The organism is Bacillus cereus group sp. BfR-BA-01380 (genome assembly GCF_022663535.1).
GTDB classification, from domain to species: domain Bacteria; phylum Bacillota; class Bacilli; order Bacillales; family Bacillaceae_G; genus Bacillus_A; species Bacillus_A cereus_BB.
This window is the reverse complement of the sequence record NZ_JAKUFS010000009.1, coordinates 147,906-167,499: the sequence shown is the minus strand read 5'-3', so window position 1 is coordinate 167,499 and position 19,594 is coordinate 147,906. Positions and strand designations below refer to the sequence as shown.

Sequence of the window (19,594 nt, the reverse complement as noted above, 5' to 3'; positions counted from 1 at the left end):
ACCACCTAGAATTAGTACAACCATTATTCATAAAAAAAATGAAAATTATACATAAAAAGTGAAAGCTTCTTCGATTAAATCGAAGAAGCTTTCACTTTTTCAGTGGCCTCTTTATGTAGGGGATGTTTTTTTGTTTCATAAAAAGGTGTTTTATGATGCTACATAAGAAGAGGAGTCCTTGCGTTCTAGGAAGAATAGATAGTAAATATTTTAGAAAATGGAAGGGAATGAAATGTATGAAAGGTATAAAAGAAAGCGCACAGCGAGTACAAAATAAATTATTAGAACTAGGATATACGAATCAAGTAATAGAATTACCAGAAAATGCATGGACTGCTCAAGAGGCAGCAGAAGCAATCGGCTGTAAAGTTGCGCAAATTGGTAAACCAATTATTTTTAGGCTACAAACTTCCGATAGACCACTGTTAATTGTTGCAAGTGGAATAAATCGGATTAATGAAAAGAAACTCGCGAACCAGTTACATGAAAAATTAAAAAAAGCTGATGCTGATTTTGTACGGGAACATACTGGATTTGTAATCGGAGGTGTTCCGCCATTAGGACATGAAGAGTCAATTATAACACTTATTGATGAAGATCTTTTGCAGTATGATGTGATTTGGGTTGCTGCAGGACACCCGAAAGCAATATTTCGTTTAACACCTGATGAACTAGTACAAATGACAAAGGGTCAAGTAGTTTGTATAAAGTAAACTAACAAAATGGAATGTATATAAAAAAACTACCTGTCTCTATACTCACCGAAGGGGCAGGTAGTTTTTTAATTTCCCCTTTCAATATGTCACAAGTAAATAGGTCAAATCGTTTTAAGGGTAAAGGGGGAATGAAGATGAAACATATTGTTATTTTAGGCGGAGGATTTGCTGGTATTAATTTGTTAAATGGATTAAAGAAAGAATTGGGTCATTCATTAGGAAAAGAAGTAAAAGTTACGTTAGTGGATAAAAATTCGTTTCATTTTCGGAAGGTCTTATTGTTTAAGTCAGTTGTTGAAGATGCGGATTTAAAAGTTCCATTAAAAAGGTATTGTACAGATAGAATGGAATATATAAAAGGGGAAGCGATAGCGTGTAATCATTCCGAAAGAGAAATAGATATAAAATTAGAAGATGAAAGAATAAGAACAGTGCAATATGATTATCTTGTATTAGCTCTAGGGAGTGTTATTCAAGAAATTCCTAGTACGTTAGGCGGGACAACATTAAGTAATGTGCAGACTGCTTTGGACGTAAGACAAAAATTGCTTTCTTTAATTCAACTAGCAAAAACAGAAGGAAATAAAGAAGTAAGACGAGAACGATTGCGAATCGCTATTGTTGGCGGAGGAATTACTGGTATTGAGACTTCCGCAGAAATATGTGTTTGGTTTAAAGAAGAAGTTCAAAAAACTGGGCTTAATCCAGCTGAGGTAGAAGTCATTTTGTTTGATTCAAAAGAACATTTATTACGTGGTGTTCCGGTAAAAGTAAGTGAACGATTAACATATGAACTCAACAAGATTGGAATAAAATTTATGTCTAAAACGAGAGTGATGAAATTTGAAAACGGTCAGTTACTTTGTACAGACGGAACAACATATGCAGCGGGAGAGTGTGTTTGGACACCAGGTGTGAAAGTGAATCCTATCATTCAAACATTTCATCTGCCATTGTCGAGTGGGAACCAAATATTAGTTACGGATACGTATTGTATAAAAGGGCACTCACATATATATGCAATCGGAGACTGTGCAAGAGTTGTTGACAAAAAAACGAATCAAGTAGATGGAATGACGTGTAAAGAAGCGATTCCTCAGGCAACGAGATTAAGTAAAATTTTAAAGAATGAGATATATGGAATATCTAACTCTATTACTCACAAAGCGTATCCGGTAAAATTATATTGTATTAGTCTTGGACCTAATAATGGATTCGTTTGGGTTCAAAAATGGGGACTTGATTTTATTTTATCCGGTAAAATTGGTGCTCGAATTCGAGAGCGAACATGGGATCAAGCCAGTTTACTTGTCTAATTGCGCCTAATGGAATAGAAAGTGAGGATTTTACCTATGGAAAACGCTGAACTAAGCCAATTATATATCGAGTACAAACCTCTTCTTTTCTCACTTGCTTATAAAATGACAGGTAGTATTGCTGATGCAGAAGATATTATTCAAGATGTGTTTATAAAGTTGAATGAATATGAAATGAAGTATAGATCAAATATAAAAACATTTCTGTGTAAATTGGTTACGAACCGTTGCCTAGATCTATTGAAATCTTCTAAGAAAAAACGAGAACTATATGTTGGGACATGGCTGCCGGAACCTATCGCTGTAATAGAAGCAGATCCATTACAGGAAATGATGGTAAAAAATGATATGTCATATGCTTTGCTTGTACTATTTGAACAATTGAATCCAATTGAAAGAGCCATTTTTATACTTCGTGAAATTTTGGAATATGACTATGATACGATTGCTGAAATTGTGCAAAAAAAAGAAGCAAATTGCCGTAAAATCTTAAGTAGGATAAAAAAGGCGCTTCCAGAACTTGAAAAGCAAATTGCGGTTGAAAGTGTGAAAGGAGATCATGAACAAGTCATCACATGTTTTATACACGCTATTCGGCAGGGAAATACAAATCAAGTGATGGAAGTTCTATGGGAAGACATCGCTTATTATGCAGATGGCGGCGGCAAAGTAACCGCTGCAGTCAAACCGATTTATGGTGCAGTGCGTGTAAAACAACTTCTTATTGCTTTAGTAACTAAATTTCTTATGAATCAAGAAGAATACTCTATGATGCAAACAGAGGTAAATGGTTCTCCCGGAATTGTAATAAGAAATCACACTGGAGTACAAGCGGTAATGAGTTTTGAATTTGAAGGGGATAAAATTAAATCCATTTATAATATTTTAAATCCTGATAAACTAAGAGGTTTTCATATTGATACCCATTCTGCAGATTAAAAAATAAGATAGAAAAGTAGATATTTCATATGGAGCATACATGTAATTATAAAAGGGCTGATTCCTATCATATAGAAATCAGCCCTTTTATTTATGTTAAATTCGTTTATCATGCCAAAAGTTTAATTCGAAATGTTCGTTTTCATTATAACTGTCAAACTCATAGCCTTTTTCTTTTAACCCTTTAATAATAGCAGCTACGGCAGAAACAGATTGTGGATGAATATCATGAAGCAGGATTACTTCTCTGTTTGTTTTTGCACCTGCAACTACATTTTCTACAATTTTAGCAGAAGCAGCATCCACTGGCATTTTATTATATTTCCAATCTAAAGAATCAATAGTCCAATCCCATACTCGCAAACCATTTTCAGCGACTTGATTTCGCAATGCATCAGTAAGTCCTGGCATAGAACCATATGGTGGACGTGTTAATTTTGGATCTCGTCCAATAATATTAGAAATTAATTTTTGATCTTCTTTCATTTCATTCACATAACCGCCTTGCTTGTATAGCTTCGCGTAGTCATGTGACATACTATGCATGCCGACATAGTGACCTTCTGATAATTCTCGTTTCACTAAATTTGGATATTCTTTAACGTTAGAGCCAATAAGGAAAAAAGTAGCTTTCGCATCATTTTGTTTTAATGTATCTAATAATTGAGCTGTGTACTTTCCTGGTCCATCGTCAAAAGTAAGATAAGCTACTTTTCTAATTTGACCATTGTATTGTTCTGGCGCCTCTTTTGGAGCTAGTGCAGTTTGCATTTCACTTACTAGCTGAACAGATTGTGGGGAATCTTCTGTACTAGCACTTACAATGTAGTTCGATCCTACAGATGCCCCGTATAGGCATGAAATTCCTACACACATAATAAGAGTTCTTTTAAATAAAGTTACGAGAGATGATTTGTTACGCATAAATGTCCTTCTTTCTATTTCTAATAATCCCATTCTTTATCATTCTATTATATTAGTAATTTTATGTATAGTACTGTAAAAAAATATATTTACAAGTAAAGAAATGATTTATGAAATCAATGCAAGATTTTTTGGATTTTGTTTATGAATCGTGTAATAAAATCATACATTTAAAAAAACGTATGATTTTGAGGTGAAGTGGAACTATGAAATTCTTTCATTTAAAGGATGGGAAATTCCCTTTTTTTCAACGACTTATACGAAGGGAAAACTTAAATACGCGTACAATTATTATGGGAGCAATTTTGCAAAAACAAAAATGGAGAGAAGGAAACGCACAAAGTGGTGAAAGAATACAAAGAGAAGAGAATATAGAAAAATATTTTCGTCCTTCATGCTTTTCTGTTCTAAATAATCGGTTTAACTATCAATTTTTTGATCCTTTCATTGATAAACAGTACAATCAAATTGTTCTTCCACCGTCGCTTATGAATTCACCAGAACATACAATTATTCATTATTTTAGTGTTTTACGGGAAGCTGAAAATCTTACAAAAAATAAAAAGGGAGGATGCGGAACTGTTGGAATGTCAAAAATACCGTACCCAATCGCTTATAACTTTTTTACAAGTCAATATCAAGAAAAGGTTTCCTATAAAAGCTATTTTCGTTCGTTCGAAGGAATTGGACATATCAATTTAATAAAACTAGCATCGTTACAGCGAGATAAAAAATATCCAAAGGCAACTCGTTATTTCTTTGAAATTGAAACAATTGAAGGTTCAGCCAAAGAGGTAACATATTTTTCTTATTATTACGGTTATATTTATATTGAAAAGGAAGGCAATTCATACAAAATTGCTGATATCGACCTATACGGTGAAGATTTTTTATGTGCCGCTTATCATCTTTGGCAGCATAATGCAGAGGCGGTTGTTGATATCCAGTTTGGGAATTGGTGTAAACTAGTAAAGGAAAGACTACCAACAAAACAAGAAGGTTATACGAAACAAATTGATGTGATTGGAACCGACGGGAACAAATATCGCTTTGTATTTTTTCAACTAACAAATGATACAGATATTTTGGTTACGCAATATAAAAAGAATAAGAAAGGACAATGGGAGTTTATTGAAATCGATCCTGAAAAATGTTTGTAAATTAATTTATGTAAATACAAATTGAAAAATCGACATCCTCCTTTTTTAGGGGGAATCTGGAAACGAATAGAAACGGTCAGGTCCTTTTTCTGCCACATGTAAGGTTAAAACAAAAAGAGAAGACGAGTGCAGGTCATGTTTTATTCTGCATAGCAGCGATTTATATGTTAGAAAAATATAATAGAGAAAAATTTAATTACTAAAAAATTTATTAGAAATTTATTTTTATCTCGTATCCTTTCAATATAACTTGAAAGGAGAATGCTATGAGAAATTTGTTTAAAGTATTAAAAAATATATTTGTTGGGTTCATTGCGGTTATTTTACTTGTTTCAATATCTGTATGCATATACCATAACTACCAATTAAGCAAGGAATCAGCGTTAATTAAAAGTAAGGGAACGTTCGTTCATTTTAATAACAAAAAAATGAATGTATATAATGAAGGTAGCGGTGAGGATACATATGTATTTATGTCTGGTGCTGGGATAGCTGCTCCTGTTTATGAATTGAAAGGTTTGTATAGCAAATTTTCAAAAGAAAACAAGATTGCTGTCATTGAAAGAGTGGGTTATGGTTACAGCGATGCTTTTAGAGATGACAGAGATATTGATACAATATTAGAACAAAGTAGAGAAGCACTACTTCAAAGCGGAAATAAACCACCGTATATATTAGTGCCACACTCTATCTCAGGTATAGAAGCGATTTACTGGGCACAAAAATACCCAAATGAAGTAAAGGGGATTATTGCTTTAGATATTGGTTTACCTCAGCAGTACGTAACTTGTAAAATGGGTCTAGTGGATTCATTGAAAGTAAGAGGAATAAATATGTTAACGAAAATTGGTTTTCAGCGACTCATTCCCTCTGTGACTTATAATCCCGAAGTCATTCGACAATCTTTTTTAACTGAACAGGAAAAAGAGGTATATAAAGCACTAGCATATAAACAATTCTTTAATGATGATATGGAGCAAGAGCTTTTACAGGCATATGAAAATGGGAAGAAATCAATTCACCTACCGTTCCCAAAAGAAACACCGATATTGTTTATAGATGCGGTTGCTGAACAATATAAAAATTCGAAAATTACAAAACAGAAGAATGAAGATTATAAGTATTTTGCTAAACAGCTGTCAAATTCAGAAGTGATAACAGTTAGTGGTACACACTGTATTTATTTATACGAACCAGATGAAATCTACAATCTTACAATGGAGTTTATGAATAAGAAAGATAAAAAATGAAGGGTTTTACGTGATGAAAGGATATAATATTTTAATTATTGAAGATGATTTGATGATTGGTGATTTATTGCAAAAAATTTTGCAACGCGAAGGGTACAATGTATGTTGGAAGAAAGAAGGAAAAGATATTACTGAAATCATCCATGAGATAGATTTAGTCATAATGGATATTATGTTGCCAGGTGAAGATGGCTATCAAATTACAAAGAAAATAAAAAATCTCGGGTTAAATATTCCAGTTATTTTTCTATCTGCTCGAAGTGATATGGATAGCAAACTCCAAGGTTTGACAATAGGTGAGGATTATATGGTAAAGCCTTTTGATCCGAGAGAGCTGTTACTAAGAATGCAGAAAATGCTAGATAATCAATATGGTATTTTTACGCAAATTAAACATTTATATATTGATGCAGAACATAAAAAGGTTTTCAATACTAGCTTACATAATGAAGTTGTTTTTACCGCGATTGAACGTAAAATATTCTTTTATTTATATGAAAATAGGGATAGAGTTTTAACGAAAGAACATTTCTTTGATTATTTATGGCAATTGGAAGACAGAAACCCCAATATTGTGAACGTACATATAAAAAAGATTAGAACAAAAATTCATGATCAAACGGGTGAAATTATTCAAAATATATATGGAGAAGGGTATCGACTAAATACCTATATGAAGAAATGAAATTAAAGAAGAAGTACCAGTTATTATTATTTTCCGCTATTATTAGCGTACCTTTGTTATTGCTACTGATTAGTGTGCTTATGTCAGTAATTTATGATAGTGTCTTTAAGACGAAGAATAAGTACATTCCTTTCCATGAATCATTTGCATATCCTACAATGCTAGTTATCTTTTTTGTATCACTATTATTGTTAGCCTTTTTATTTTCGAAAACAATTAACTCGCTATTAAATAAAATAAATATATTAAATAAGACAATTCGACATTTAGCTAGCGATAAAAAGGTTCCAAATACATTAGATGTGGAAAGTGAAGATGAAATAGGAGAATTAATTAAATCAGTAAATTTATTAATTGAAAGAACTACATATCGGGAATTAGAACTGAAACAGCAAGAGGAAATGAAAAAGGAACTTTTAAATAAATTAAGGCATGATATTAATACACCTTTAACAGCTATGAGATTACAACTATTTTTTATAGAAGGCCAATATAATGAACAAACACCAATACTAGAATCTTTATATCAACAAATACAGTATATTGCTGAATTAACCAATGAATTTAAATTACAATCTACAGATACGTTAGAGAATTCTTATATTGTAAATGATGATGTGAATATACATAATGTATTAGAAACGATGGTTAAAAAGTGGAGTTATCTGTATAGTATGCATGACATGGAATTAATATATAATCCAATACATAAAGATTTGATATGGACTAGTAACGATTTGTGGCTTCAAAGGTTGTTTGATAACATTTTTCAGAATGCGTTACAACATTCGAAGGCGAAAACACTTGTGGTAACGATTGAAAATAGTGTTGTTTCGATTAGAGATAATGGAATGGGGTTTGATATGAATGTTGAAAGTACGGGACTTGGATTAAAAATAATTGAGGATATATGTAGATTGCTTAATATCAAATATACTGTACAGTCAAATAAAGAGGGGACTATATTTTGTTTTACTACCATTGGAAAAATAACGTGAAACTTTAATCAGCGGGTTTTTTTCATTCCCCACTGATTATCAGCTCTCACCAATCGGGCGCATGCCAGCAGTTTATCTCCCACCTAACTTTTTAAGAAAAGCGGAAACGACCGGAGATTCTAGCCACTGGAACTGGACAATGCTTTCGCCGAATTTTGAGGTGGGAGTATTACTGCCCGCGAATAGCGGGATAAAATTAAGTTTATAGGAGAAGGATTCATTTTGATTACTGTCTTGTCAAAATGGATCCTTTTTAATTTATTAAGAGATATGCAGGCTATATAAAGAAGTAGTTTTTTAAAATTTCACATACCGTATTTTTAATAAATAATAGGAAAAACAAAAATAATGTCGAATATATCAAAAGTGGTAATAGATAGTAAAGAATATATAAATAATGAATTATTAGGAGGGATAAATGTGGAACCAGTAGAAGCAGCTAAACAAATACTTGCATCTCAATTTCCAAATTGTGATGCGGCTCTTTTAGGTGGAAGTATTGCAAGAGGAGAGGGAACAAAAACTTCAGATCTAGACATTATCATTTTTGACAGTTCGCTTTCTTCAGCATATCGTGAATCATTCATAGCAAATGGATGGCCTGTTGAAGTGTTTGTACATAATTTTACATCTTATAAAGACTTTTTTGCGAGTGATTGCAAACGTGGCCGTCCTTCTTTACCGCAGCTCGTTACAGAAGGAATTGTGCTAAAAGATATAAAAGGCATCATACCAGCTATTAAGAAAGAAGCGCAGCAACTATTGGAAAAAGGACCTGAACCTTGGACAAAAGAAATGATACAACAGAAACGTTATTTTATTACAGATGTATTAGACGATTTTGTTGGTGCAACAAAGCGAGAAGATGAATTGTTTATCGCAAATCATCTTGCTAATCTTGTTCATGAGTTCGTGTTACGTATGAATAATTGTTGGACTGGGCAATCAAAGTGGTTTATGAAAACCTTAAAGAAATATGATGAACAGTTTGCTGCAGAGTTTGCAGCGGTGTTTGAACAATTTTATAAAACGGGAGCGAAAGAGCAAGTTATCGTATTTGTTAATGGCATTTTAGACATGTACGGAGGTCGACTTTTTGAGGGGTTTTGTATTGGGAAGGTGGAAAAGTAATGGGACTTAATAAACTTTTGATAAAGGATATCCAACAACTCATTCCTTCTTCTGTTGAAATAGGTCTGTATTTGTATGACACAAAAACAAGGGAAACGCTATGTATAAATGAAAATAAAAAGTTCCCTCTAGCAAGTTTGGCAAAATGGATTGTAGGTAGTATTGCTTTTCAGAAAAACGAGCATATAGCACCAATAACAATTAAAGAGGCTATTCGTAAACATTCGAGAGAAGCATATGATTCTATTTTAGAAAAAATTGATATAAGAGAGATGAATATTGAATTACAGCATATGAAACTCGATATACTCGTTAACAAGGATAATACGAGTATAACTAAAAATTGCGGTACACCAGCTAGTGTATTTCAATTCATGAAATTCTTATATAAGCATGAAACAGAGAATATGTTTATCTTCGAATCTTTAAAAGAACAAGAAGACCCAGACGGTTTCCGATTCTCAAATCAACATGAATGGCTACATATGACTGGTGGGCTTGAAACAGTTTGTAATGATGCTGGTTATTTATATTTAGAAGATCGAGTGTTATTTTGTATTGGATTTGTTCAAGCAAGCGATGAAAATACAGAGTGGTATCAACTAGAACAAGTGCTGCAAAATATAGGAGAACTAATTGTACAAACATATAAAAATGAGGAATGATTACATGTTTAATTTACCGAATGTTCAATTAAGAGAATTATCACTAAATGATATAGAAGAACGCTATCAATGGTCTTTAGATAAAGAAGTAACGAAGCATTTGGTTGTTCCAGATCAATATCCACCTTTCACACGTGAAGAGACAAGAAAATGGATTGAAATGTGTGTTAATCGTACAAATGGTTATGAACAAAGAGCGATTTGTTCTGAAGATGGTGTGCATATTGGCTGGGTAGATTTGAAAAATTTTGATAGAACAAATAAAAATGCAGAGCTCGGAATTGCGATTGGAGATAAACGATATTGGGGAAAAGGATACGGAATGGCTGCTTTATACCAAATGCTGCAAATTGGCTTTAATCAGTTTGATTTAGAAAAAATTTGGCTGCGAGTAGATGCAGATAATATAAAAGCGATGAAAAGTTATGAACGGGCTGGATTTGTATGTGAAGGATTAATGAGAAAAGATCGATTGAGACACGGGGGATTTATTGATCGTTATCGTTTTAGCATGTTAAGAGAAGAGTTTTTTGAAATGTTGCGGAGTGATAAAAGTGCACATCGTCAAAAATAATCAAATATCTGATGAAGTGATAAATAGCTGGCAGGATTTATTTGTTCCTGATGAAGACTATTTTTTCTTTGAAAAGAAACCAGCATTTTGCAAGGTAGAGGAGAGAAATGCAGTATATATTCCTGTAGATAAAAGAACCGCATATTTAACATGGAATGTTCGAAATGAAGCCTTTTATATTGCTAGAATGTCTAATGAAGAATTTTTAACATTAAATAATCAAATCCAGAAACAAATATTAAGAGAACAAGTTCGATTACAGCGTGGGTTTATTTTCGAAGTACATCAATTAAGAGGAATATTTCAAAATGGTGTGCGAATCAATCCAGTAGAATGGGAATCTTGGCTCGAGAGACATACTTTCTCATATGAAAATAAGGAACTGATTATTTTGCAAGGACATATGTGGAAAGAACTTTCGGAGCAATTAAGGATCTTATTATTAATACATGTTGCAGAAATGTTTGTGCAGGAACAGTCCGTATTAATTGATGATTTCATGAAGAATAATATTTCGCCTTATATAAATCAATTCATTAATAAAAATGGACCTAATTGCTTAGCTGCTACTTTGGCGGCGATTGAAACAGATAAAAAAAGGCTACAGAATACATAAGCGAATAGATACAAAGATCATTCAGGAAGGTGATGTGCTCGTTTGGGAACAAGATGGATTAATTGTTCATGCTTGCTATGCATTAACTGATAATCTCGTATTTAATAAAGATGGTCAAACGATGTTTAATCCGTACCAATGTATAACGGTAGAGCAAGCTATGCGTAATTGGGAGCATATTATAGAGCGAGGTGGTCGTTTTATTTTACATAGAAAAGGAGAGTAGCCTATTGAAAATATATAGATTTGATAAAGAATTTGGAAAGCAAATGCTACAAAAGTAGCACGTAGAGTATCCCTCTTTAAGTGGATTCTTTTACTATGTATATCTTATACACTAGTAGTAAATAAACATTGTGAGGGATGCTAGATGATTACACATTTTTTAGATATAGAATTACAAACATTATCCATTGAAGGCGTAAAACAAGTATATGCTGATATACTACAATTTCCTATTGCAAAACAAACGGAAACGTACATTCAATTTCAAATTACTCCTTTTACAACCATTAGCTTCAAAGAAATATTAGAACCAATTGTGCCAACTCATTTTGCTTTTCAAGTGCCGTACTCTCTGTTTGATGAAATCGCATTGTGGCTCACACAATCGGGTGTCCAAATTTTAAAGGATAAACGAGGCGAAAAGGTTATGCATCATTCTACAATCAGTAAAGCTGTATATTTTAAAGATGGTGACGGAAATATTCTTGAGATTATTTCACATGAATATGTACAAGAAGATGTTTTACAAAGAAATGGTCCTTTGCAAGTTATGTATGTAAGAGAAGTTGGATTTCCAGTTCCGTCTGTTCCTATGTTTCGAGAATGGCTAAAAAATACATTGCAAATGAGGACGATACATGACCAAGATATATTTAATTTTGTAATTGGAGGAACTGCACATGCGGTTGTTGTGAAAGAAGGAAGGCCGTGGATTCCAATTGATATGAAGGCGTTAATGCCAACAATGAATGTTACCTTTGGAACTCCAAATCTTGAGTTTATCCAAAACGTAAACAAAAAAGAAAATACATTACAGTTTAACCAGCATTCTTATTCTATTAGATTGAAATATACACCAGAGTTTTTACACGCTATTCCGAAACAACTGCATTTACCTTTATCTTTGTGAAATAAGGAGGAATTTGAAATGAAGGAAGCTGCCTTATATGTAGAGAAAAATAACAATTATTATATTTCAACAAATAAAGATTTGTTACAAATCGATACGATTCATGATTTTCATTTGCAATGACTCCTATTGGGCGGAAGGGATGCCTAAAGAATTGGTTGTCGAAGTAATTAAAAATTCATCGCTTTGTTATGGTGTATATGAAAGTGAAACAGATCAACAAATAGGGTTTGCAAGAGTTGTTACCGATTTTGTTCGCTTCTCTTGGTTAGCAGATGTCTTTATTTTACCAACTTATAGAGGAAGGGGATTAAGTAAGAGGTTAATAGAGACGATTGTAAAGCATCCAAAGCTTCATGGCACACGATTTATGTTGGTTACCAAAGATGCACATGCGTTATATGAGCAATATGGATTTGAAAAAATTACAGAATCAGAGAAATTCATGATGAGAAAGTTAAACATAGAAGTTGTTGTGGGAAAATATGGGTTAGAGCTATAAACTTATAGTGTAAATAGATTCTTTAGAAAATGGGGGATACATAGATGGTTCAAATATTAGTAATGGGTGGTACGCAGTTTGTCAGTGAAGCTTTAGCAAAGTTTTTCATTTCTAAAGGATATGAAGTAGATATTTTTACTAGAGGAACACGTGAGATTACGTATGAGGGAGTACGTACACATCTGATAGGAGATCGAAATGTTCCTTTAGACGTAAAGAAGAATATTTCAGATAAACAGTATGACTATATTTTTGATATTACGGCTTATCATAAGAATCATGTGAAAACATTGCTTGATTATGTAGATACAAGTAAATTAAAGCGATATGTATTATGTAGTTCAGGAGCAGTGTACGCTCCTTCTAATCAAACTTTATTTGAAGATTTTGAGCGGACAGAAAATTATAATTGGGGACAATATGGACTCGATAAAAAAGAAGCGGAAGATTATTTATTTTCCTTACATAAACAAGAAAGATTTCCAATTACGATTTTTAGACCTTCGTATATTTATGGTGAAGGCAATAATTTGTATAGAGAAGCGTACATATTTGATCGCTTGACAAAAAAACTTGCTATTCCTATTCCAAAACATGTGGGGCCAGTGCAATTTGTGCATATTGATGATGTCGTTCGAGTGATGGAAAGTGTAATAGGTTCAGAACAATCTAATGGACAAGCTTATAATTTGTCGTATCCGGAAGATATTACATGGAAGACACTTGTCGATACAGCAAGCCAAGTAGTAGGAATAGAAGCACGTACTGTGGAAATAGATGAAACAGCATTAGACCCTGCCATTTCAACACGAAATTATTTTCCGTTCCGTAATGTTATTTACACGATGAATATAGAAAAATTAAATGCGCATCATTTATATGTGCCACAAGTAAATTTGCATACCGGTCTACAAAAGGCATATCATTTCTATCAAACTGAAAATCATCAGTTAACTGATGCCACTATGAGTAAAGTTGATGAAGTGCTTCGTATTTTTTCATTAAACAAGTAAAAATATTTTATAATATTATTATGTAAACTACTCGTTGATTCATAATATAGAGGGGAAAATCTAATTTTGTAGAACCTGTCTAAAGGCAGGTTTTTATTTTACATGTAAGAAAGGATGTAGCCGGATGATTAGAGTGTTAACTGAAGTGGATGCAGAAAATTATTGGGATTTACGCTTAGAAGCATTGCAAAAAAATCCAGAAGCATATGTTACGACATATGAAGAAGCAATCAAAAAGGAAGAGCCGATTCAGGAAGTAATAAAAAATCTACAAGGGGAACATAGCTATACATTTGGTGCTTTTGATGAGAATAATAAGTTAGTAGGGGTTGTAACACTATTAACAGAATCAAGAGCAGCGCGGCGTCATAAAGGGCATATTGTTGGAATATATGTAAGTGCTCAAAGTAGAGGAAGAGGGTATGCACGTAATTTAATACATGAAGTCGTAAAAAAAGCAAAGAAGTTAAATGTAGAACAAATTGGCTTATCAGTTGTTTCAGATAATATTGCAGCAAAAAAATTATATCATTCAATTGGATTTGAATCGTATGGTGTAGAAAAAAGGGCATTGAAAATGGATAACGTCTATCGGGATGAAGAATTTATGGTGTTATTTTTGTAAGAAGTGAAAATACGTGATGTTGGCTTATATAAATCCATTTTAATTTTTCAACATATTAATTACTGCTGTGCTGGATACAACATGACCTGTACTCGCTTGCTCCATTTGTTTTAAACCTTGCGCGTGGTAGGAAAAGGCCTGGCCGCTTCTACACATGGCCAGATGTTCTCGTCCTCCCTAAAAAAAGAAATTGGTTTTTATGTCGTTTTTTAACTTATATATAGTTAGCGATTTCATAATATTAAAAACTTGAAAGAATGATAGATATACAAGCAACCTCTATCTCTATTACATATTTTAAAATAGAGATAGAGGAGGTGATTTAGAATGTTTCATATTATTGATTACCAAGCAACGGAACCACTTCGTAAAATAGATGAAACAAAAGCTTTTAACATTCCGCAATCTCCAAAAAGAGTTAAATTGGCGGAACTACGTGTTCACATCCCTAAAAAACAGGCAAAAGAAAATCATGTGGAACTTATTTTTACTGTTGGTATAAAAGGAGTTACTGGAATTGCTCAAGTTGTGTTTAGAATTTTTCGCGATGATCAAGAAATTTTTGTGGCTCAACAAGGAATAGAATCTGCTGACTCAGAACAATTTTATATCGTAACATTTCAAGCGATAGACACGAATGTAAAATCTGGCTCTCATAAGTATCGTGTAACTGCTGAAAATATTACTCAAAATACAACAGCAGAAGTTGTTGGGCCAATTTCTTTTAGCGCTCTAGCTATCGCACGTGAGCATGATTGTGACGATTAATATATCATGAGTACAAATTGAAGGCATCTTTATAGTATTTAGGAGGGGGATTTCTTTCCCCTTCCTTTTTTGAATGAGATGATAAGAAAATTACTATTTTAGGGAGTTATAAATGAAGGCGATTATATTAGGAATAGTGGCTTCTATTTTCTTTGCATTTACTTTTGTGTTAAACAGAGCAATGGACTTACAAGGCGGAAGCTGGATTTGGAGCGCATCTTTCCGTTGTTTCTTTATGGTTCCGCTATTACTTATCATTGTTATGTATAGAGGGAATTTGAGGCAGCTTGTTTAGTATATGAAAAAACAACCAACTGAATGGTTGCTATGGAGCGTTGTAGGATTTGGACTGTTTTATGCACCGCTGAGCTTTTCTGGTGCTTATGGACCAGGATGGCTTGTTGCTTCAACTTGGCAAATGACCTTATTTACCACAACGACATGGATAATCGTTCTTCAATTAACCCTACCCGTTAACTTAATAAGCAAACATATTTATCATATTTGGCGAGAAGCCCCCTACCTCAAGCGTGTAACGGTAGGTGGGGGTAGTTCAATATCACAGTAATAATTGACTAAAAGATTAAGTTTTTTAGAAACAGAATTCCGAATAACAAAGCACAACTAATTACAATAAATAAACCAACCATTACAAATCCGTATATAAAGCCTTTACTCATTGAGAATAAATCTAAGAAAGCATTTTTAAAAGTACCAAGTACCTTATTCATAATTATCCTCCCTATATTTTCATTAACTCACACCTTTATTTTGAATATTCATTCTAAATTTATTACATAAACCTTATTGTTGTAAAGTTAGCGTATATTTTCATTGAAATGTGGGTGATATGCCAACATAAAAAAAGCTTCTTACCTAAGAAGCTTTTTTTACTAAATTCTAAATTGTTCCTATCCTTGTAAAGATTAAAGCAACATAAAGTGAAACTTCCATCAGTGGAGAGTTTTTTCATCTCCCACTGATGGTTAGTTGAACCAATCGGGTTTTTACTGCCCGTTAATGCGGGATAAAAAAGAAATTAGATTGCTATTGAGTATTATGCTTGTTCAGATTGTTGAACATGTAATGGAGGCGGAATAATCCAACCTTTTTTCTTATTCAAACGTATGGGCAAAACGAAATCGAATATCTAAAGAAAAAGGATGGAATCTTGGGAAGAGCCATAGACCGGTATGATTACATAACAACTCGTCATTGTAATTTCGTTATCTTGCTGTTACATTCCAAAATGCATACAATACAGGGTTTCCAGGGTTATACTGAAGCTAGAGGTGATTCAAAGTGACATACGATTGGAAAACGAATCTGAAACGAACTAATCAACAACCAGACTCTGAGAAGCCAATTCTATCCGTCCCTGTTTCTGATGAACAATGGCAGGCTATTGCCAATAATGATGCTTCTTATGACGGACAATTTTTTTATGCAGTGAAAACAACAGGGATTTTTTGTCGCCCTTCTTGCAAATCAAGAGTACCCAAAAGAGAAAACATTGGCTTTTTTGAAAATGCTGATCAAGCACTAGCCGCACATTTTCGTCCCTGCAAACGGTGCAAGCCAACCAGGCAAAGATTGCCCGATGAGGAGTGGATTGATTTCATAACCGAATATGTGGATAGCCACTGCGATGAAACGTTGACGCTTGAAGTCCTTGCGCTTCTGAGTCATGGAACCCCTTATCACTTGCATAGAACCTTTAAAAAAATCAAAGGCATGACCCCGGTGGACTACATCCAGCATGTCCGAATGGAAAAGGCGAAAATGTTATTGACTACTGTTGATGACCCAGTTGCTGAAGTCGGTGAGTCTGTCGGACTTTCCAATACACCTTATTTTATTACACTGTTTAAGAGGAAAACCGGACAAACGCCGGAAGCTTATCGTAGACAGCAAAAACAACACTTGAAGGAGGCATTTTCAAATGGCACCTAAAAAAAGCAGTTCTCTCTATTGGTCCTTGTTTTCTTATGAAAACTGCAATACACATTGCCAAATGGGGGGGATATTATGAAAAATAACAAACATTTTAATTTTCACAAGCTTTGGCTAGGGCAGTCTATAAGTTTGTTAGGTACCCAGTTTACAATAGTAGCTTTGCCTCTTTTTGCATTAGAGGTGCTACAAACAAGTGAGGCAAATGCTGCCATGCTTCGTGGGATTATATTCATACCCTACCTAATTTTCGGATTAGTAGCCGGTGCTTTGATAGACATCCTTCATAGAAAAAATGTTTTGCTAATTTGTAGTATATGTCAAGGCGTTTTATTTTTATCAGTATTCATACTGACTGTAACAAATATAATAACGTTCCCTTTATTGGTGTTTCTCATGTTTTTAAATGGAATATTTACCACGTTTTACAATATTGCAATTCCTTCTTTCTTACCGGAAATATTAACAGATAAAGACAACTTAAAAAAAGGAAATGCACAACTAGCACTTTCGGAGTCTCTTTCTATAGTAATTGGTCCTATGCTAGCAGGAATCGTTATTACTCTAGTTGGATTAACAGGCTCTTTCACTGTTGACGCAGTAACGTATTTTGTTTGTTTTGTGTTTGTATTATTTATTTCAAAGTTTAAACCGCATACAGAGGGCTCTTTAAAAAACGTAAATATAAAATCCGTATACAAAGACATATATGAAGGTTTGATATATTTTAAAAAACACCCTGTATTGGAACCAATTGTAAGCTGTGGCGCTGTTTACGGTTTTTTTAAATACATACTAAATAGCATTTTAGTAATATTCCTTTATAAGGTAATAGGTCTATCTGAACTTGAAATAGGTTTTGTTGTAGGTTCAGCAGCGGTGGGATTTTTAATAGGCAATACGATACTCATGAAAAAAAGTCAACAAATTAATAATACAAAAATGCTTATTTATAGCGCTACTGTATCAGTTATCGGTCTGGCCTTTATACCGATAATGGGATACTTGGGAACCGTTTACGGTATAGTAGCTGCAAGTATCATACATGGTATGGGAGAAGGTGTATTTGGCCCTTACGCTGCAACCATACGACAACTTGCTTCACCAAGTCACATGCTAGGCAGAGTAAATGCTGTACAGCGTACGCTTAATTGGGGAGCTTGGGCATTGGGAAGTTTTGCTAGTGCATTTTTAGTTTCTATATTTGGGCTTCAAACTACGTTATTTATAGGGGGCTTCGGAACAACATTGTGTTTAATGGTGTTGTTAAGGCGAGGCGTATTAAAAGGAACCGACATTGAATATACGAGTTCATTTTAGAGGAGATGATTATGATGTATAAGGTATCAAAAGGAACTGACATAGAAAATACACCACACATTTTATTTATAGGGGGATGGACAAAACCTATACAAGATGCTGTAGACAGTGGGTATACTGTTTCGTATATAGGGTCTTACACGAAACACATATATTTTGATGGAACTATCTTAGAAAAGTGTTTCTATAAAAAAGAAATAGACACAACAAACATACCCTTGTCTGTATACTATGCTGAAGAATTGTATAAAGAGAAACCATTTGATGTGGTTGTATCTTTCAACGAAGCAGCCTTAGATACGGCTTGCATAATTGCAAAGATTTTTAATGTTAAAGGACCTTCTTACAATGCTAATATGATAACCCGCAATAAAGACATGATGCGTGAAATTCTAGCAGGCAAAGACTTTTCGATAGATTCGATAGTTTGCAATAACATAAAAGACGTTGATAAATTTTTGAACAATAAAGATAGTATTATAATAAAGCCCCCGATTGGCGCAGGTGGTAAAGGAGTATCTAAGCTAGACACGGGAGATGACGTAGAGGTATTTATGAAAGAAAATGGTATTCAACTACCTGTTTTAGTGGAAGAGTACGTTGAAGGTGACGTAGTTTATACGGTCGAAACCGTTTCTTATAACAAAAAACATTCTATACTAGCTATATCAGCTGAAATATTTAAAGAAGATACGTTTATAATAAACTATACTATTATGCCGGCACCTATAGATGAATCTCAAAAAAAATTAATTATTGAGAAAGTAATGCTATTTTTGGACGATATGCAACTGGAAGACGGCATTACTCATACAGAAGTAAAAATAGACAAACAAAATAAGCCAATAATTATAGAGTCTCAAGTTAGGATAGGTGGTGGTAACATCTGGAAAATGGTGGAACTAACAACCGGCATATCTCAATTTGGATACTATTATGATGCGTTAGCTACTAAGACTATAGATGAATTTAGATGTGTACCTTCAAAATGTCAAGCTATGTCTTTAAGCTTGATTCCAAAACCAGGTTGCTTAAAAGAAATCAAGTATAAAGGGTTGGCTAACATATCCGAGGTTGTATTAATTGATCTATTAGTAAAAGAGGGCGACACCATACCAACTATTGTAGACAGTACTCAACGCAAAGGATCTATATTATTTACGGCTAATGATATAAAACATATGTACGAAGTTGCAGATAAAATATGTGACAATATAACGTTTGTTTATCAGGATTTATCAGAATGGAAACCTTCTTTAAAAAAAATATTTAAAAAGGAATGTGGCACATGACTGGTCTATGTC

The 19,594-nt window shown here is 33.6% G+C and carries 22 protein-coding genes and 2 pseudogenes; 21 read left to right on the top strand and 3 right to left on the bottom strand.

The window, feature by feature from the left end; genetic code table 11:
* Positions 1-236 precede the first annotated feature (236 nt).
* From MR076_RS11320 to MR076_RS11310, 3 genes are all read left to right on the top strand, one after another.
* Positions 237-713: a YbaK/EbsC family protein gene (locus MR076_RS11320; RefSeq protein ID WP_242220614.1), complete on the top strand. Its 477-nt coding sequence runs from the start codon at positions 237-239 to the stop codon at positions 711-713.
* A 137-nt stretch (positions 714-850) separates the two neighbouring features.
* Positions 851-2,032 (top strand): NAD(P)/FAD-dependent oxidoreductase, encoded by a 1,182-nt coding sequence (locus MR076_RS11315; RefSeq protein ID WP_242220613.1) that lies wholly within the window; start codon positions 851-853, stop codon positions 2,030-2,032.
* Between the two features lie 36 nt (positions 2,033-2,068).
* A complete protein-coding gene (locus MR076_RS11310; RefSeq protein ID WP_242220612.1) occupies positions 2,069-2,971 on the top strand; it encodes an RNA polymerase sigma-70 factor in 903 nt (300 codons plus the stop codon).
* A 96-nt stretch (positions 2,972-3,067) separates the two neighbouring features.
* Here the strand turns inward: MR076_RS11310 and MR076_RS11305 are convergent, their stop codons facing one another.
* Complete coding sequence (locus MR076_RS11305; RefSeq protein ID WP_242220611.1) at positions 3,068-3,895, bottom strand: peptidoglycan-N-acetylglucosamine deacetylase; 828 nt, start codon at positions 3,893-3,895, stop codon at positions 3,068-3,070.
* A gap of 206 nt (positions 3,896-4,101) precedes the next feature.
* Here MR076_RS11305 and MR076_RS11300 point away from each other — a divergent pair, with 206 nt between their 5' ends.
* The 15 genes and pseudogenes from MR076_RS11300 to MR076_RS11230 all read left to right on the top strand — a co-directional run.
* Positions 4,102-5,055 (top strand): hypothetical protein, encoded by a 954-nt coding sequence (locus tag MR076_RS11300; RefSeq protein ID WP_242220610.1) that lies wholly within the window; start codon positions 4,102-4,104, stop codon positions 5,053-5,055.
* 266 nt (positions 5,056-5,321) lie between these two features.
* Positions 5,322-6,305: an alpha/beta fold hydrolase gene (locus tag MR076_RS11295; RefSeq protein WP_242220608.1), complete on the top strand. Its 984-nt coding sequence runs from the start codon at positions 5,322-5,324 to the stop codon at positions 6,303-6,305.
* Positions 6,306-6,318: 13 nt separating this feature from the next.
* Positions 6,319-6,990 carry a two-component system response regulator YbdJ gene (gene ybdJ / locus MR076_RS11290; RefSeq protein WP_242220606.1) on the top strand — a complete coding sequence of 224 codons (672 nt, stop codon included), beginning with the start codon at positions 6,319-6,321 and terminating at the stop codon, positions 6,988-6,990.
* Complete coding sequence (locus MR076_RS11285; RefSeq protein ID WP_242220604.1) at positions 6,987-7,988, top strand: sensor histidine kinase; 1,002 nt, start codon at positions 6,987-6,989, stop codon at positions 7,986-7,988. The genes ybdJ and MR076_RS11285 overlap by 4 nt, the downstream gene beginning before the upstream one ends.
* Before the next feature lie 420 nt (positions 7,989-8,408).
* Positions 8,409-9,119 (top strand): nucleotidyltransferase domain-containing protein, encoded by a 711-nt coding sequence (locus tag MR076_RS11280; protein ID WP_242220602.1) that lies wholly within the window; start codon positions 8,409-8,411, stop codon positions 9,117-9,119.
* Positions 9,119-9,784, top strand: coding sequence for a serine hydrolase (locus MR076_RS11275; protein ID WP_242220601.1), 666 nt, complete (start codon positions 9,119-9,121; stop codon positions 9,782-9,784). Before MR076_RS11280 ends, MR076_RS11275 begins: the two co-directional genes overlap by 1 nt.
* Before the next feature lie 4 nt (positions 9,785-9,788).
* Positions 9,789-10,358 (top strand): GNAT family N-acetyltransferase, encoded by a 570-nt coding sequence (locus MR076_RS11270; RefSeq protein WP_242220599.1) that lies wholly within the window; start codon positions 9,789-9,791, stop codon positions 10,356-10,358.
* Positions 10,339-10,974: a hypothetical protein gene (locus MR076_RS11265; protein ID WP_242220597.1), complete on the top strand. Its 636-nt coding sequence runs from the start codon at positions 10,339-10,341 to the stop codon at positions 10,972-10,974. Before MR076_RS11270 ends, MR076_RS11265 begins: the two co-directional genes overlap by 20 nt.
* Positions 10,975-11,008: 34 nt before the next feature.
* Positions 11,009-11,200 (top strand): hypothetical protein, encoded by a 192-nt coding sequence (locus MR076_RS11260; RefSeq protein ID WP_242220595.1) that lies wholly within the window; start codon positions 11,009-11,011, stop codon positions 11,198-11,200.
* Between the two features lie 144 nt (positions 11,201-11,344).
* Entirely contained in the window at positions 11,345-12,109 is a 765-nt protein-coding gene (locus tag MR076_RS11255) for a VOC family protein (protein ID WP_242220593.1), read from the top strand.
* Between the two features lie 142 nt (positions 12,110-12,251).
* On the top strand, positions 12,252-12,611 hold the full coding sequence (locus MR076_RS11250) for a GNAT family N-acetyltransferase (RefSeq protein WP_242220591.1): 360 nt from the start codon (positions 12,252-12,254) through the stop codon (positions 12,609-12,611).
* A gap of 44 nt (positions 12,612-12,655) precedes the next feature.
* Positions 12,656-13,624: an NAD-dependent epimerase/dehydratase family protein gene (locus tag MR076_RS11245; protein WP_242220589.1), complete on the top strand. Its 969-nt coding sequence runs from the start codon at positions 12,656-12,658 to the stop codon at positions 13,622-13,624.
* Positions 13,625-13,748: 124 nt separating this feature from the next.
* Positions 13,749-14,249 carry a GNAT family N-acetyltransferase gene (locus MR076_RS11240; RefSeq protein WP_242220587.1) on the top strand — a complete coding sequence of 167 codons (501 nt, stop codon included), beginning with the start codon at positions 13,749-13,751 and terminating at the stop codon, positions 14,247-14,249.
* Positions 14,250-14,576: 327 nt separating this feature from the next.
* The gene (locus tag MR076_RS11235) at positions 14,577-15,017 is read left to right on the top strand and encodes an exosporium protein C (protein ID WP_242220585.1); all 441 of its coding nucleotides are present in this window, start codon (positions 14,577-14,579) and stop codon (positions 15,015-15,017) included.
* A gap of 112 nt (positions 15,018-15,129) precedes the next feature.
* Positions 15,130-15,444, top strand: a pseudogene (locus MR076_RS11230) (multidrug resistance efflux transporter family protein); the annotation flags it as partial.
* A gap of 148 nt (positions 15,445-15,592) precedes the next feature.
* Here MR076_RS11230 and MR076_RS11225 read toward each other — a convergent pair.
* The gene (locus MR076_RS11225) at positions 15,593-15,748 is read right to left on the bottom strand and encodes a hypothetical protein (protein ID WP_242220583.1); all 156 of its coding nucleotides are present in this window, start codon (positions 15,746-15,748) and stop codon (positions 15,593-15,595) included.
* 326 nt (positions 15,749-16,074) lie between these two features.
* Positions 16,075-16,146, bottom strand: a pseudogene (locus MR076_RS26985) (DUF3231 family protein); the annotation flags it as partial.
* Between the two features lie 173 nt (positions 16,147-16,319).
* Between MR076_RS26985 and MR076_RS11215 the strand changes: the two are divergent.
* From MR076_RS11215 to MR076_RS11205, 3 genes are all read left to right on the top strand, one after another.
* On the top strand, positions 16,320-16,970 hold the full coding sequence (locus MR076_RS11215; protein WP_313897327.1) for a bifunctional transcriptional activator/DNA repair enzyme AdaA: 651 nt from the start codon (positions 16,320-16,322) through the stop codon (positions 16,968-16,970).
* Between the two features lie 75 nt (positions 16,971-17,045).
* Positions 17,046-18,290 carry an MFS transporter gene (locus MR076_RS11210; protein WP_242220581.1) on the top strand — a complete coding sequence of 415 codons (1,245 nt, stop codon included), beginning with the start codon at positions 17,046-17,048 and terminating at the stop codon, positions 18,288-18,290.
* A 14-nt stretch (positions 18,291-18,304) separates the two neighbouring features.
* Complete coding sequence (locus MR076_RS11205; protein WP_242220623.1) at positions 18,305-19,582, top strand: ATP-grasp domain-containing protein; 1,278 nt, start codon at positions 18,305-18,307, stop codon at positions 19,580-19,582.
* Positions 19,583-19,594 lie beyond the last annotated feature (12 nt).

Coding starts and splice junctions, on each gene's coding strand:
- MR076_RS11285 (WP_242220604.1), top strand. CDS start 6,987: ATGAAATTAAAGAAGAAGTACCAGTTATTATTATTTTCCGCTATTATT.
- MR076_RS11275 (WP_242220601.1), top strand. CDS start 9,119: ATGGGACTTAATAAACTTTTGATAAAGGATATCCAACAACTCATTCCT.
- ybdJ (WP_242220606.1), top strand. CDS start 6,319: ATGAAAGGATATAATATTTTAATTATTGAAGATGATTTGATGATTGGT.
- MR076_RS11315 (WP_242220613.1), top strand. CDS start 851: ATGAAACATATTGTTATTTTAGGCGGAGGATTTGCTGGTATTAATTTG.
- MR076_RS11295 (WP_242220608.1), top strand. CDS start 5,322: ATGAGAAATTTGTTTAAAGTATTAAAAAATATATTTGTTGGGTTCATT.
- MR076_RS11210 (WP_242220581.1), top strand. CDS start 17,046: ATGAAAAATAACAAACATTTTAATTTTCACAAGCTTTGGCTAGGGCAG.
- MR076_RS11255 (WP_242220593.1), top strand. CDS start 11,345: ATGATTACACATTTTTTAGATATAGAATTACAAACATTATCCATTGAA.
- MR076_RS11205 (WP_242220623.1), top strand. CDS start 18,305: ATGTATAAGGTATCAAAAGGAACTGACATAGAAAATACACCACACATT.
- MR076_RS11245 (WP_242220589.1), top strand. CDS start 12,656: ATGGTTCAAATATTAGTAATGGGTGGTACGCAGTTTGTCAGTGAAGCT.
- MR076_RS11225 (WP_242220583.1), bottom strand. CDS start 15,748: ATGAATAAGGTACTTGGTACTTTTAAAAATGCTTTCTTAGATTTATTC.
- MR076_RS11305 (WP_242220611.1), bottom strand. CDS start 3,895: ATGCGTAACAAATCATCTCTCGTAACTTTATTTAAAAGAACTCTTATT.
- MR076_RS11250 (WP_242220591.1), top strand. CDS start 12,252: ATGCCTAAAGAATTGGTTGTCGAAGTAATTAAAAATTCATCGCTTTGT.
- MR076_RS11240 (WP_242220587.1), top strand. CDS start 13,749: ATGATTAGAGTGTTAACTGAAGTGGATGCAGAAAATTATTGGGATTTA.
- MR076_RS11300 (WP_242220610.1), top strand. CDS start 4,102: ATGAAATTCTTTCATTTAAAGGATGGGAAATTCCCTTTTTTTCAACGA.
- MR076_RS11320 (WP_242220614.1), top strand. CDS start 237: ATGAAAGGTATAAAAGAAAGCGCACAGCGAGTACAAAATAAATTATTA.
- MR076_RS11235 (WP_242220585.1), top strand. CDS start 14,577: ATGTTTCATATTATTGATTACCAAGCAACGGAACCACTTCGTAAAATA.
- MR076_RS11270 (WP_242220599.1), top strand. CDS start 9,789: ATGTTTAATTTACCGAATGTTCAATTAAGAGAATTATCACTAAATGAT.
- MR076_RS11310 (WP_242220612.1), top strand. CDS start 2,069: ATGGAAAACGCTGAACTAAGCCAATTATATATCGAGTACAAACCTCTT.